General features: G+C 44.1%; 13 protein-coding genes. 8 read left to right on the top strand and 5 right to left on the bottom strand.

All coding sequences use genetic code 11. From position 1 onward, the window contains the following. Positions 1 to 159: 159 nt before the first annotated feature. Positions 160 to 471: a 30S ribosomal protein S10 gene (rpsJ, locus tag HMPREF3179_RS02190; RefSeq protein ID WP_018026650.1), complete on the top strand. Its 312-nt coding sequence runs from the start codon at positions 160 to 162 to the stop codon at positions 469 to 471. A 236-nt stretch (positions 472 to 707) separates the two neighbouring features. On the opposite strand, the gene HMPREF3179_RS02185 is transcribed toward rpsJ, so the two are convergent. Beyond that, complete coding sequence (locus tag HMPREF3179_RS02185; RefSeq protein ID WP_048768023.1) at positions 708 to 1,277, bottom strand: YceI family protein; 570 nt, start codon at positions 1,275 to 1,277, stop codon at positions 708 to 710. A 256-nt stretch (positions 1,278 to 1,533) separates the two neighbouring features. On the opposite strand from HMPREF3179_RS02185, the gene HMPREF3179_RS02180 reads away from it, so the two are divergent. The 7 genes from HMPREF3179_RS02180 to HMPREF3179_RS02150 all read left to right on the top strand — a co-directional run bounded on the left by HMPREF3179_RS02180 (position 1,534) and on the right by HMPREF3179_RS02150 (position 7,960). After that, positions 1,534 to 2,442, top strand: a complete 909-nt coding sequence (locus tag HMPREF3179_RS02180; RefSeq protein ID WP_018026652.1) for a LysR family transcriptional regulator — start codon at positions 1,534 to 1,536, stop codon at positions 2,440 to 2,442. 149 nt (positions 2,443 to 2,591) lie between these two features. After that, positions 2,592 to 3,623 carry an ABC transporter substrate-binding protein gene (locus HMPREF3179_RS02175; RefSeq protein WP_070469525.1) on the top strand — a complete coding sequence of 344 codons (1,032 nt, stop codon included), beginning with the start codon at positions 2,592 to 2,594 and terminating at the stop codon, positions 3,621 to 3,623. A 21-nt stretch (positions 3,624 to 3,644) separates the two neighbouring features. Further along, positions 3,645 to 4,457: an ABC transporter ATP-binding protein gene (locus HMPREF3179_RS02170; protein ID WP_070469523.1), complete on the top strand. Its 813-nt coding sequence runs from the start codon at positions 3,645 to 3,647 to the stop codon at positions 4,455 to 4,457. Between the two features lie 3 nt (positions 4,458 to 4,460). Continuing rightward, on the top strand, positions 4,461 to 5,258 hold the full coding sequence (locus HMPREF3179_RS02165; RefSeq protein ID WP_018026655.1) for an ABC transporter permease: 798 nt from the start codon (positions 4,461 to 4,463) through the stop codon (positions 5,256 to 5,258). Between the two features lie 29 nt (positions 5,259 to 5,287). After that, the gene (locus HMPREF3179_RS02160; RefSeq protein ID WP_070469521.1) at positions 5,288 to 5,605 is read left to right on the top strand and encodes a Dabb family protein; all 318 of its coding nucleotides are present in this window, start codon (positions 5,288 to 5,290) and stop codon (positions 5,603 to 5,605) included. A 324-nt stretch (positions 5,606 to 5,929) separates the two neighbouring features. Next, positions 5,930 to 6,832, top strand: a complete 903-nt coding sequence (locus HMPREF3179_RS02155; RefSeq protein WP_070469518.1) for a hypothetical protein — start codon at positions 5,930 to 5,932, stop codon at positions 6,830 to 6,832. 45 nt (positions 6,833 to 6,877) lie between these two features. Further along, a complete protein-coding gene (locus HMPREF3179_RS02150; protein WP_246824331.1) occupies positions 6,878 to 7,960 on the top strand; it encodes a hypothetical protein in 1,083 nt (360 codons plus the stop codon). A gap of 77 nt (positions 7,961 to 8,037) precedes the next feature. On the opposite strand, the gene HMPREF3179_RS02145 is transcribed toward HMPREF3179_RS02150, so the two are convergent. The 4 genes from HMPREF3179_RS02145 to HMPREF3179_RS02130 form a co-directional block, all read right to left on the bottom strand. Next, the gene (locus HMPREF3179_RS02145; RefSeq protein ID WP_070469517.1) at positions 8,038 to 8,397 is read right to left on the bottom strand and encodes a RidA family protein; all 360 of its coding nucleotides are present in this window, start codon (positions 8,395 to 8,397) and stop codon (positions 8,038 to 8,040) included. Positions 8,398 to 8,491: 94 nt separating this feature from the next. Further along, positions 8,492 to 9,316 (bottom strand): class I SAM-dependent methyltransferase, encoded by an 825-nt coding sequence (locus HMPREF3179_RS02140; RefSeq protein ID WP_070469515.1) that lies wholly within the window; start codon positions 9,314 to 9,316, stop codon positions 8,492 to 8,494. 12 nt (positions 9,317 to 9,328) lie between these two features. Next, positions 9,329 to 10,690: an oxygen-independent coproporphyrinogen III oxidase gene (gene hemN / locus HMPREF3179_RS02135; protein WP_070469513.1), complete on the bottom strand. Its 1,362-nt coding sequence runs from the start codon at positions 10,688 to 10,690 to the stop codon at positions 9,329 to 9,331. A 14-nt stretch (positions 10,691 to 10,704) separates the two neighbouring features. After that, the gene (locus tag HMPREF3179_RS02130) at positions 10,705 to 13,260 is read right to left on the bottom strand and encodes a DNA topoisomerase III (RefSeq protein ID WP_036559719.1); all 2,556 of its coding nucleotides are present in this window, start codon (positions 13,258 to 13,260) and stop codon (positions 10,705 to 10,707) included. Between the last annotated feature and the right edge of the window lie 99 nt (positions 13,261 to 13,359).

Raw genomic sequence — 13,359 nt, 5'->3', positions numbered from 1 at the left:
CGGCGTTGTTGCTAAAATCGAGAAGTAATTCTCATTGATGCGACTTAACTAATTCATTGTGATTGTGAATTAGTAAACGGTAGCACTCGACTTGCTTTAGTTGTTGGGTGCTACTGAATTTTTTATGTTCTTTATATTGTTCTTTTAGGATTAACTTTCATGAAAAGCCAAAGAATTCGTATTCGCTTAAAAGCCTTTGACTATAAATTAATCGATCAGTCTGCTGCTGAAATCGTTGAAACAGCTAAGCGCACTGGTGCTGTGGTACGTGGTCCAGTACCTCTACCTACTCGCTTCAAAAAGTTTGATATTTTACGTTCTCCACACGTTAACAAAAAATCACGTGACCAGTTCGAGATTCGTACGCATCAACGTTTGATGGATATTGTTGATCCTACTGACAAAACAGTTGACGCACTAATGCGTTTAGACTTACCTGCAGGTGTGGATGTAGAGATCGCCCTACAGTAATTACTGTTTTTGTCTGACGACAAAATTTAAAGCCAACTATCTAAAGCATTGATGCTACGAATAGTTGGCTTTTTGTTTGCCAAGCGAAGTTGGCATAGACCTCAGTTGATTTGGGAAACGAAGCGCTTAAAACGGCAAGCTTCAATACGCCATTAAGCTATGTCGCCACCGAATGGCTAGAAACTGCATTATTTCCTTGTCCAACGGCGGCAATTTGAGAAAAAGATGGTGATGAATTACTCAGCAACCGCTTCTAATGAAATAGTGATAGTCACTTCATCACTAACTGCGGGTGCATGTAGATCGACACCAAAGTCACTACGTAAAATCTTGGTTGTGGCATTTGCACCGATGGCATCTTTTTCCAACATCGGGTGAGTGGTATTTAAGAAGTGAGTGACTTCGAGTACCACTGGCTTAGTAATGCCTTTAATGGTCAAATCGCCCTCAATGGTTTTAGGCGCATCACCTTCAAAATTCACTTTGGTCGACTTAAAGCTTGCGGTCGGGAATTTAGCAGTATCAAAGATGTCTTCAGCTTGGATATGCTTATCAAACTCTTTGAATCCCGTGCTGATTGCTGTCATATCTAGCTTAATATCGACTTCTGCGGTTTTGGCTTCTTTGTCATAGACAACAGTACCGCTTGTGTTATCTAAACGTAATTGCTGAGTAGATAAGCCTAAGTGACTGTATGAAAAGCTAGGGAAGGTATGGGCAGGGTCAATCTGATAAGTTTGCGCTGCTGCAAAAGCTTGACCGGCAAAAAGTGCGGAAACTAAAGATGTAGCAAGTAATTTTTTCATAAAACTTCTCCAATAATTAAGTGAATTGTTATCTGCATAACTATAAGCTAGCTCATTAACAAACAAAGCATAAAATGATTTGCTAACAATCGTCTGAGTCTAGCAAAAACTCGAAAACAGAGTTTTTTATAGAGGCATTGTGTCGATACCTAAGTTAATCTTAATACGTATCATTGTATACAGCATTTAAAGGTTAATAAATGATTAATATCGATATATACTATTCCTAGCAAAGAAATAATTAAAAGAATGAGCGATGGACAAGTTATTAGCGATGAAGGTTTTCCAACGAGTGGCCGTTGAAAAGGGCTTTGCGGCTGCAGGTCGTGCTTTAGATATGTCACCGCCTGTGGTGACGCGTTTAATTGCTGAATTGGAGGCCGAGTTAGGGGTTCGACTTTTTCATCGAACTACCCGACGAGTAGCATTATCAGAGGCTGGAGAACTGTATTTAGAACGAGTCTGTAAAATTTTGGAAGATGTGGAGCAAGCGAGTGAATTAGTGAGTGGCCATAGTGCTCAGCTTTCTGGGGTCTTGAGGATATCCTCTGATGCCGCCTTAGCTAGTAACGTTATCGCTCCTTCGGTCTCCGGCTTTAGGGAGCTATACCCTGGCATCACACTGGATGTTAGGGTCAGAAGTTTAAGAACTTTACCCATCGAGGATTACGATATTACCCTGTTTAGTTCGACGCGAGGGACGGACCTTGCTGTGGTTGCCCGTAGAATTTTGCAGTCGGAGGCGATTCTAGTTGCTTCAACGAAGTATATTGAGCGTCGTGGTATGCCTAAGACACCACAGGAGTTAGCAGACCATGATTGTATTTACACTCGGCGTGATAGTGATCCAATCAGGGGTTGGACTCTATGGAAGACGGATGATGCTAAAAAGGTTATTGAAGTTGAAATAACGCCAATTTTGATGGCAAATCATACAGATACCTTACTTAAGGCAACCGTGGACGGTTTAGGGATTGCCTCTATGGCTCGTAATATCGTACAACCCTATCTAGCCAGTGGTGAGATGGTTCGTGTGCTGGAGCCTTGGGTTACTGCTGAATTAGTGATGTATGCAGGTCTACCTAGTCGTCAATTTATTCCTCAGCGAGTGCAAGTGTACCTGGATTATCTTATTGAGTATACGCGAGAACTGTTAAAAATCTAATGAATTAATGTGCTGGTTTACGGGCTGAATCAGTAAAATAACGTATTGAAATGAGCGTCAATTACAGACATAGTGGTTCTTCAAAGGTGTACTATTGTTGTTAGTTTGAAGTTAACTAGCATAATTTCTATAAAATTTTGGAGGGGGTTATGAGCTTTACTCGTCGTGATATTTTAAAAGTTGTAGGTGCCGCAGGTTTAGTCAGCATTAGTCCAAATTTAGCTTTTGCCCAGGTTGAAGGTATTGAAAAAAAATCCCTTACTATCGCGGTGGGTGGCCAGGCGTTAGTGTACTATTTACCACTTTCGATTGCCGATCTTAAGGGCTTCTTTAAGGAAGAAGGTCTGGATGTCAAGATTGTTGACTTTGCCGGTGGTTCTAAAGCGTTACAAGCGGTGGTGGGCGGTAGTGCTGATGTTTGCTCGGGGGCTTTTGAGCATACAATCAGCCTGCAGAATCGTCGTCAAAACTATAGTGCTTTTGTGATGCAGGGACGTGCGCCGATGATTACCTTGGGTGTCTCAACTAAAAATATGCCTGACTACAAAGAGCCTGCCGATCTTAAGGGTAAAAAGATTGGTGTGACTGCGCCCGGTTCGTCAACCAATATGTTACTTAACTTCTTTTTAGCCAAACACGGTTTGAGTGTCAGTGATGTATCTATTATTGGTGTGGGTGCTGGTACAGGCGCAGTTAATGCAATGCGCTCCGGTCAAATTGATGCTATCAGTAATGTTGATCCAGTAATATCTACTTTGGAGCATGAGGGCCTATTAAATCCTATCGTTGATACCAGAAAATTAGAAGACTCACAAGCGATATTTGGTGGCCCGATGCCGTCGAGCTGCTTATACGCTTCGCACAAGTTTATTGCAGATAATCCAAACACGTGTCAAGCTTTGGCAAATGCCATTATTAAGGCGGATAAATGGATCCAAGCAGCTAGTCTTGAAGACATTATAAAGACGGTACCCGAGCAGTATCTCTTAGGCAATCCAGACGTTTATCGCCGAGCCTTAGAAGCTAGTCTTGAGGCGCTTTCTCCAGATGGTATTATCGACCCCGATGGTCCGCAGACGGCTTTAAATGCGCTTGATGCATATAACGAAGAGATTAAAGCTGAAAAAATTGATTTATCCAAAGTTTGGAATGATCGTTTTGTTAAAAAGACATCGTCATAATCAAGGGATAGGAATAAGTTGATGTCTCAAGCAGTTTTAGAGTTAAACAATATCACGTGCACCTTTGTCTCCAATGACAAAGGTGGCGTGCCTTATACCGCCGTTAGGGATGCGACCTTACATGTCCAAGACGGTGAGTTCGTCTCTGTCGTCGGTCCCACGGGCTGTGGAAAATCGACCTTGCTTAATGTTGCCGCTGGCTTATTGAAACCGACAACAGGCGATGTGATGGTGTATGGCAATCCTTTAGAGGGTATCAATAAGCGTGCTGGTTACATGTTTCAGGGCGAGTCTTTATTCCCTTGGCGCACAGCGTTGGCAAATGTTACCGCTGGCTTGGAGTTTGCTGGTATTAGCAAGCAGGCTGCCGAACAACAAGCGGTAGAGTGGCTAGCGCGAGTGGGTTTAGAGCATCACAAGGATAAATACCCGCATCAAATGTCAGGCGGCATGCGTAAGCGAGTGATGTTGGCTCAGACGCTAATTCGTAATCCGGATATTATTCTGATGGATGAACCATTTTCTGCGTTGGATATTCAGACCAGACAACAAATGGAAAATGAAGTTCTGGATATCTGGATGTCGCAACGTAAAGCCGTGTTATTTATCACGCATGATTTGGATGAAGCCATCGCCATGAGCGATCGGGTTGTGATTCTGGCAGCTGGACCGGCGACGCGAATCATCGGGGAGTTTGTGATCGATTTGGAGCGCCCTCGTGATGTGGCTGAAATGCGCAATCACCCTCGTTTTGTGGAATTGCACAATGCAATTTGGGATGTTTTGCGTGAAGAGGTGCTCAAGGGGTATCAACAACAAAAAGAAAAGGCTTAATCAATGAAAAAGTTACTCACACCTGGCAGGCATAATTACCGGATTTGGCAGATTGGGATCCTCATCGTCTTATTTTTGATATGGCATTTTGTTTCCAGAGACGATCAATTGGCTTTCTTTTTCGGTGAGCCTTTGGGCGTTTTTCAGGTGCTCTGGAAGTGGTTTGTGGTCGATGGCAATATTTATAAGCATTTAGGCATTACCTTAAGTGAAACCTTATTAGCGTTTGTGATCGGAACCATTGCCGGTATGCTAATGGGCTTGTGGATGGGTTTATCCAAAACCGCCAGTCTTATTTTTGAGCCCTACCTAACTGCTTTGAACTCGATGCCGCGCGTGATTTTAGCACCGATTTTTGCTATGTGGTTCGGTTTAGGTATCTGGTCTAAAGTGGCCTTGGCTTTTACCTTGGTGTTCTTTATCGTGTTTTTCAACGTCTACCAAGGCATTCGCGAAGTGAGTCCGACCTTGTTGGATAATGCCCGTATGCTAGGCGCTAATCGCAAGCAGCTATTACGTTATGTGTATTTGCCTTCCGCGACCAGTTGGGTTTTTTCAAGCTTACATGCGTCAGTCGGCTTAGCCTTTGTTGGTGCCGTTGTGGGTGAGTATTTGGGTTCAGCCAGTGGTGTGGGTTATTTGATTTTACAAGCCGAAGGCTCATTTGATGTGAATACGGTGTATGCCGGCATCATTACCTTGACCATATGTGCTTTATTACTCGATGCCTTAGTAGGTGTTGTTGAGCGCTATTTCCAAACTTGGAAACCAGGCTCGAAATCGGATACGCAACAGGCTTAAGATATCAGCAGTATTTTTTAGAGGATTTTATGATTATTCATATGGTGTTATTTAAATTCGAAGACACGTTACCGGCGGACTTTGATGCAACCGTGGCTTATCACTGTGAGCAGATTAGGCAGCATTGTGAAGGCGTGATTCTGTTTGATTTGAAAAAGAATTTCTCTGACCGATCCCGTGGTTTTAATTATGCGCTTTCTAGTATTTTTGCTGATATGGAAAGTTTAGATAACTATCAACCCCATCCTGTACATCAAGCCTTTAAAAACTATTTGGATAGTTTTAGGGGCGAACGTGTCGTCTATGATGGTCAGCTAGCTGAGGATTGCGTGGTAAAAAGTCTGTAAGTTAGCACTTTAATGTAGTTGTAGCCCTGAGTTTTTGTTGTATAGCATACGAGCCAGAACTCAGGGCTTTCTAAGTCGTAAGGATTCCCTAGCGTCACCCTGAGTTTTTGTTGTTGGCACCATAGAAGTTAAAGGACGTGATTAATACATGCTGTCAAAGCTAAGTGGCTTTTCGGAGCGCACGTTTCAAACGTACTTTTTGTTTGTTTATGCTCTCTGCGCGATTCCACTTTTTTTATCCGAGGCAATGTCGTAGAGCATATCGAGCAGACGAGTCATATCGGCTTTTATCTTGGTCTTGCGGTTTGGTGCGTTGCTTTGGCGATGATTCTTTGGTATTACTTTCTGCCGGACCTCTCTGTTATTCAACTAAAGAAGCATGGTAAGGTTATGACAGCAGAGATAATTGGCGATAGCCATCATGCTTTTTCAGGTTTAGCACCAACGGCTATGGAGACTGGACAGACATATAGTGAGGCTCACGTCCGCACAAACAAGCCGTATCGCTATTTGCATGTTCAGTTCAAAAATCTCTCCGGAACCCTAGTGACGCATACTTTTTCAATGTCGGTAAACTACTCATCTTTCTCAAATCTAGCGCAAGTGATTGAAGAACAAAATCAAGATTTACAAATCGAGCGTGGTGTGGACCGAGCGATAATGCCGGTCTGGTTAAATCCTAAAGTTAAGTCACCGGCTTTTGTGCTGGCTAATGAATCCGGTAGGGTCACTAGCAAACATGTCATGTTGGGTTTATGTTTGCTTATCATCACTTTGTTACAGATGAGTATCCCTTTATTGTATGTTGCCCAAACGACGCAACACCTTAGTGATGATGTATTGACCTTGTTTAATACACCAACCGTTTGGCATTGGGCGCCAATATGCAATATTGTCATTTTATGGATGTTTCATAGTCATGGCGCAGTCGATAAAGCCCCAAATGGTGTCGCGGCTGATGTGATGAAACTAGCAGGGGTGAAAGGAGTGACTGAATCAATCACTTGGAAAGCTACCAGTTATGGTGATGATGTGACTTACTATCGTGTTGATGTTTCTTATGAAAACAGCGCAGCTCATTTGCACGAGCTTAGTTTTAAATCGACGGTTAGCGATTCTAAAGAAAAAGAGTTAGCGAGGATGCCGCAGCAACGGCCGATTTTTTATTTAGAAAATAATCCTGAGAAAATTTATTTCTTAGATCAACATCATGGAAAATTTTTGTAGTTTATCGATGTACAGACATGAGTTACTGAGCGCTGGATAATACCTATGTCCGAAGAAAATAAAGTATATATGAAACGCAGACCACGAGTCGATTTTCTGCTCATCTACATTTTGTGTGCTATACCGCTTTTATTTACTCGCAGCTCCATTGCTGAACATTTGGAACGGACTAGCCATATCGGTTTCTACATTGGTTTAGCGGTTTGGTTGCTCGCTTTTTTGATGATAATTAAGTATTATTTCCTTCCGGATTATGCCATTATTCAACTTAAAAAGGAGGGCAAGGTAGTTAGCGCAGAGATAATTGGTGATTCTCACTCTGTTTTTTCAGCTTTGCCATCGTTGTCTTCGCAAGAAAAGGCATTAGATGATGAGGATCCGTTTCCTAAGGAATACGCAGAACGTCAGCTTAAGGTACAGTTCACTAATGTATCCGGCACGCTCGTCACACATGTTTTCTCCATGCCGCTGGATGATGTATCGTCTTCTAGCCTTCAGCAAATCATTGAAACGCAAAACCAAGATTTAGCAATTGATTATGCGGGTGATGCCCATGCCTATCTGCCAGTGTGGCTCAATCCAAAGGCAATGACACCTGTTTTTGCACTCGCGAATGAGCATGGTCGGGTTACTCGTAGGCATATTAAGTTAGGTCTATGTTTGATGATTATCACCTTGCTACAGATGACCTTGCCATTGCTTTATGTGGCTCAAAGCACGCAACACCTAAGTAATGATGTATTTACCTTGTTTAATACAGTCACTGTTTGGCATTGGGTACCAAAAGCTAATATCGTCATTTTATGGATGTTTCATAGCCATGACTCTGTTGAAACAGGGCCTAATGGTGTTTCAGTTGATGTCATTAAGCTCTCTGGACTTAAAAGTACAACTGAATCCATTACTTGGAAAAAAACACATTATAGTGGTGATGATCCTGTATATCGTATTGATGTTAGGTATAAAGATAGTGCAGGTCAAATGAATAGCTTGCACTTTACGGAGTCCGTTTCTGCTTTTCAAAAGCGAAGGCTTGATGCTATGTCAGCACATCGTCCAATACTTTATCTGAAGCATCAAAAGGATAAGATTATTTTTGTCGATCGTGAGGATGGACAGTTTCTGTGAGCCGTGATAGCGAAGAGCAAATCATAACGCCCATATCGTGGCTATCGATATGGGCGTCGTGAGTGTGTTTTAAATCACTATAAGGCAGCGGTCACTTGAATCTCAACATTGACCGTGGGGCGTGCTAGCTTAGCTTCGACGGTAGCACGGGTAGGAATGCCATTAGGGTCTAACCATTCGCCCCAGATACTGTTCATGGTGCTAAAGTCATGATCAATATCACTTAACCAGATTTGTGCGCTGATAAGACGGCTTTTATCCGTACCGGCTTCCTGAAGGAGGGCATCAATTTGGTCCAGTACACTATGGGTTTGAGTGGCAATGTCCTTGCCCTCAGCTTCGGGCGTGGGAACAATGCCGGATAAATAAACCGTGCCATTATGAATAACAATTTTAGACATTAGGGGACCGCTGTGTTTGCGTTCAATAGCTGACATAGATGTGTATCCTTTTAAACGAAGTTCAGATGGTTATTTTAACAAAGGCGATTTTTTATCGTAACAGAAATTTGTGACAGCGTGAATGAGCGGTTTAATACGCAAAGCGCTCGCGCATTTCTTCTAAACCGAATTCCTTGAGAATTTCCAATTGACGGTCACGTGCGCTGTTTTTGTACTTGGCTACTTTGCGTGCCACAATCAACTCGTTTTTCATGGAATGTTCCCAACCCACTAATTCAGTGACGGTGACCTGATAGCCGCGCGCCTCTAATTGGAGACAGCGAAGTACATTTGTGAGGTGGCTGCCAAACTCCCGAGTATGAATGGGATGGCGCCAAATTTCAGCAAGGCTGTTGTGCTTGATAGCCTTGTTTTTGTGTTGGCGTAGATGCGCCGCAAGCTCTGCTTGGCAGCATGGGAATAGGACGATGTATTTGGATTGGCGTTCTAGGGCAAAGCGAATCGCATCATCCGTAGCGGTATCACAGGCGTGCAATGCCGTTGTTATATCTACCTTAGCGGGAATGTCGGTAGAGTGCATGGCCTCTTCAACACGCATCGCTTTAAAACTCATGCCATCCGAAAAGCCGAGCTTGTTCGCTAATTCCTCAGAGCTTTTTACCAACTGCTCTCTGAATTCAATCCCATACACATGCGCTTCCGGATGATTTTTTAGCAGCAGATCATAAAGAATAAAACCCAAATACGATTTACCGGCGCCGTGATCCACTAAGACCAATTGCTTTTGCTCTTCTAACACTTTGAGCATCAAAGGTTCGATAAAGTGATAGAGATGGTACACCTGTTTGAGCTTGCGACGGCTATCTTGATTGATTTTGCCGTCGCGGGTTAAGATGTGCAGAGCTTTTAGTAGCTCAAGGGATTGTTGCGGCTTAATTTCCGGGATTAAACTCATGACGCAACTCGACTAAACGGTCATTGAGAAAATGCGGGTTTCCGGCTTATCTCTTAACATTCGGAGATCGAAACTCATGCAGATATTACGGGCGAAGGTACGACCTTTTTCAGTGATTTTAAGTCCCGTATCACTAATTTCTAATAAGCCATCTTGCGCCATTTCTTGGAGACGCTCAAGGGTGTCAGGTAACTCCTTAAATTGCTCTTCCGGTTTTTCCCAAGAAGTTTCTAATAAGCACATCAGGTTTAGAATATGGCGCCGAATAATCAAATCCTCTTGATTCAGAATATGGCCGCGCATCAGCGGAATTTCATTTTGCGCCAAACTCTCATAGTAGGCCTCTAGATCCTTTTCATTTTGTGCAAAGCCGTACCAGGTGTCACTGATGCTAGACATGCCGAGACCAATCATTACTTGGGTAGAGGAAGAACTGTAGCCCATAAAATTGCGGTGAATGGTTTTGTTCACCATGGATTGATACAGGGTGTCAGTGGGTAGGGAGAAGTGATCCATGCCTACTTCTACGTAACCCAATTCCTCCAGTAGCGCTTTGCCATTTTCATAGAGGGCGCGCTTTTCCTCGCCCGATGGGAGATCATTTTCATCAAAGCCACGTTGACCTACGCCTTTAATCCAAGGGACATGCGCATAGGAGTAAAAGGCCAAACGGTCGGGCTTAAGTTCTAAGGTGCGGCGAATGGTGCGCTCCATACCCGCCCAGTTTTGAAAAGGTAGGCCGAAGACTAAATCATGGCTGATGCTGTTATAGCCGATTCGACGTGCCGCATTGGTGACGTTTAACACATTTTCAAAGGGTTGCACACGATTAATCGCAATTTGGACCTTTTCGGCATAGTCCTGCACGCCAAAGCTGCAACGACGGAAACCGAGCTTATATAAACCTTCAAGATGCTCTAAGCGGGTATTATTTGGATGCCCCTCAAAGCTAAAGGTGTGCTCTTCGGCAATATCAGAGGTACTAAAAATATGCTGTAATAGGCGCTCTAACTCTGCCATTGCAAAGAAGGTTGGGGTGCCGCCCCCTAAGTGAATTTCACTAATTAGCGGCTTGTCTTGCAGTAGCTCCAGATAAAGATCCCACTCTTTAATGACGGCATCAATATAGGGGGCTTCAACGGAATGCTTTTTGGTAATGCGTTTATGACAGGCACAGAAGGTACAGAGACTCTCACAAAAAGGCAGGTGAATATACAGGCTAATGCCTTGTTTGGCATTGGACTCCTTGAAACTGCGTTTTAAAGTCTCTAAATAGGCCGCGGCACTAAAGCTACTATTGTCCCAATAGGGAACGGTCGGGTAACTGGTGTAACGTGGCCCCGGGATATTGTATTTGTGAATTAATTCTTTCATCGTTAGCGTAATTTTTAACTTGATGCGGTTTTCTTAGCGGCAGCCTTTTTGGCGGTGCTCTTCTTCGCTGCGGTTTTTTTTGCGGCCGTTTTCTTACCGGCTTTTTTAGCTGCCGTTTTTTGTTCAAACTCAAAGCCGACCTTGCCTGCGGCATCTAATACTAGATAGGCCTTAAACTTGCGATTATTGCGATTGGAGACAAAGTTTTCCAGCAAATCCGTCTTTTTATTGCTCAGTAGTTTATGCATCTGTTCATGCGAAATTTCCTGCTGCAGAATCACTTTGCCAGAGCGGAAATCACAGCTTTTTTCCTTGCCGCTAGCCTTTTCACAGAGATAAGCCATGCCCGTATCAAAGACTTTAGCATGGCATTTAGGACAATCTCCTACGGCAACTAAATTGCTCGTATCAAGCTCCTCTGTATCGTCGTCCTTGTCTTGACCGAAGTCGAACTCCAGTTTTTTCTCATCCCCTGTTAAGCGGATAATGGCACTGAAAGGTCGTCCCATTTTGCTGATAAAGCCGCTCAAAGGTCCTAACACATGCTCTGACAGCAGTGTTTCAACCTCATCGGGCTCAAAGGTGCGACCGCCGGGATGCTTGGTAATAGAAAAATCACAATGCGTGCACGCGTAACGTCGATAATTCTCCTTGACCACATGGCCACACACTGGGCAAGGTGTGTGAAGCGTGACGTAATCGCCAGGGATAGTGTCGTGCTCGTACTCTTTGGCGCGGCTCACCATGGTTTCTGTGCTGCGCACAATATCCTGCATAAAGGCTTGCGGCTCCAGTTGCTTGGCTTCGATTTGTTTGAGCTTATATTCCCACTCACCGGTGAGCTCAGGTGAGGTGAGCTCTTTGACATTTAAGCCTGATAATAAGGTCATGAGTTGGCGAGCTTTAGCCGTTGGCACCAATTCACGACCTTCACGGCGTAAATACTGCTCGTTTAATAGACCTTCGATAATGGCTGCGCGAGTGGCTGGCGTGCCTAAGCCACGCTCTGACATGGCCTCACGTAATTCATCATCATCCACTAAGCGACCAGCACCCTCCATCGCACTCAAAAGCGTCGCTTCTGTATACCGTGCCGGCGGTTTGGTGGCTAAAGCCTCAGGTTTCACCTCAGCGGTATGAACCGTTTCTCCTTCGGTAACCGGTACCAGATTATCCTCTTGTCCTTGAGCCTCACGGCCGTAAATCTCCAACCAACCGGGTTTAACCAAGACCTTACCCTCGGTCTTAAAGTGATGCGCCCCCACCTTGGTGATACGTGTGGTAACACGATACTCTGCTGCGGGGAAAAAGACCGCCATAAAGCGTTTAACCACTAAATCGTAAATTTTAAATTCTGCTTCGCTTAATTCCTTAGGCATTTGTAGGGTCGGAATAATGGCGAAGTGATCGCTCACCTTTGTGTTGTCGAAAATGCGTTTATTGCTTTTAATCCATTGTTCAGCGAGGATTTTTGCAGCATGTGCTTGATGGCCCTGATTGGCATTAGCGCTGCTTTGGCTGATAAGACGGATGGTGTCTTTGGCGTTTTGCAGATAATCCTGGGGTAAATAGCGAGAATCGGTACGCGGATAGGTTAGTACCTTATGACGCTCATACAGCGTCTGCGCTAGCGCCAGGGTGGTTTTGGCAGTAAAGCCGAACTTAGCGTTGGCCTCACGTTGTAAAGATGTGAGGTCGAATAAGGCAGGGGATAGCTGTCTGGAGGGTTTGGACTCTTCAGAAACAATACCCGGCTTGCCCTGACAGGCGGTGACAATGGTTTGAGCTGCTGCCGCAGACCAAAGACGATACTCTCTTTTTTCGGGGTCCGCAGGATCCTTTTTAAACTCAGGATCAAACCAGCGCCCACGATAGGTACCCTCGGCCGCATCAAAATGGCCGTACACCTCCCAATAATCCCGACTTTGGAATTGACGAATACTTTCTTCACGTTCAAAGACAATGGCTAAGGTCGGTGTTTGTACACGGCCGATGGGGGTCTTAAAAAAACCGCCGTCTTTACTATTAAACGCGGTCATGGCACGGGTACCATTAATACCGATCAACCAGTCCGCCTCGGCGCGCGAGCGTGCGGCTGCCTCTAAGCCTTTCATACTCTCATCATCGCGCATATTATCAAAGGCATCGATAATGGCTTGCTTTGTCATGGATTGCAACCATAAGCGCTGCACCGGCTTGTCGCTTTTAGCAAACTGCATGATATAGCGGAAAATCAATTCACCTTCACGTCCCGCATCACAGGCGTTAATAATACGATCCACGTCCTTGCGTTTAATCAGTTTAAGCAACATCTTTAAGCGCGTCTCACTGCGCTTATCAATGGGCTTTAATTCGAAATGCTTTTTAGGAATGGCTGGTAGATTATTAAAAGACCACTTACCGCGCACCACATCGTCAGGATTAATTAAGGTTAAGAGATGACCTACACTGGAAGACAGCACGTAATCATCACTTTCAAAATAGTCGCCATGACGTGAAAAGCCGCCTAAAGCACGAGAAATATCCAGAGCGACAGAAGGTTTTTCCGCGATAATAAGTGTTTTTGACATAGAACTGATTTTAAACGACCTATATTTAATAGTAAAAATTGTAAATAGATAATTGAGTGCAGTTTTACATTTAATTAAGGCTTTGGCAAGTACTTTGCT

It is taken from the genome of Oligella sp. HMSC09E12 (assembly GCF_001808505.1).
Taxonomy (GTDB): domain Bacteria; phylum Pseudomonadota; class Gammaproteobacteria; order Burkholderiales; family Burkholderiaceae_B; genus Oligella; species Oligella urethralis.
Note: the sequence above shows the minus strand (reverse complement) of the source record. Positions and strands in the feature narration are given on the sequence as shown.

Excerpts from the sequence above, each read along its gene's own strand:
- rpsJ (WP_018026650.1), top strand. The coding sequence starts at position 160 with ATGAAAAGCCAAAGAATTCGTATTCGCTTAAAAGCCTTTGACTATAAA.
- HMPREF3179_RS02185 (WP_048768023.1), bottom strand. The coding sequence starts at position 1,277 with ATGAAAAAATTACTTGCTACATCTTTAGTTTCCGCACTTTTTGCCGGT.
- HMPREF3179_RS02180 (WP_018026652.1), top strand. The coding sequence starts at position 1,534 with ATGGACAAGTTATTAGCGATGAAGGTTTTCCAACGAGTGGCCGTTGAA.
- HMPREF3179_RS02175 (WP_070469525.1), top strand. The coding sequence starts at position 2,592 with ATGAGCTTTACTCGTCGTGATATTTTAAAAGTTGTAGGTGCCGCAGGT.
- HMPREF3179_RS02170 (WP_070469523.1), top strand. The coding sequence starts at position 3,645 with ATGTCTCAAGCAGTTTTAGAGTTAAACAATATCACGTGCACCTTTGTC.
- HMPREF3179_RS02165 (WP_018026655.1), top strand. The coding sequence starts at position 4,461 with ATGAAAAAGTTACTCACACCTGGCAGGCATAATTACCGGATTTGGCAG.
- HMPREF3179_RS02160 (WP_070469521.1), top strand. The coding sequence starts at position 5,288 with ATGATTATTCATATGGTGTTATTTAAATTCGAAGACACGTTACCGGCG.
- HMPREF3179_RS02155 (WP_070469518.1), top strand. The coding sequence starts at position 5,930 with ATGATTCTTTGGTATTACTTTCTGCCGGACCTCTCTGTTATTCAACTA.
- HMPREF3179_RS02150 (WP_246824331.1), top strand. The coding sequence starts at position 6,878 with ATGTCCGAAGAAAATAAAGTATATATGAAACGCAGACCACGAGTCGAT.
- HMPREF3179_RS02145 (WP_070469517.1), bottom strand. The coding sequence starts at position 8,397 with ATGTCAGCTATTGAACGCAAACACAGCGGTCCCCTAATGTCTAAAATT.
- HMPREF3179_RS02140 (WP_070469515.1), bottom strand. The coding sequence starts at position 9,316 with ATGAGTTTAATCCCGGAAATTAAGCCGCAACAATCCCTTGAGCTACTA.
- hemN (WP_070469513.1), bottom strand. The coding sequence starts at position 10,690 with ATGAAAGAATTAATTCACAAATACAATATCCCGGGGCCACGTTACACC.
- HMPREF3179_RS02130 (WP_036559719.1), bottom strand. The coding sequence starts at position 13,260 with ATGTCAAAAACACTTATTATCGCGGAAAAACCTTCTGTCGCTCTGGAT.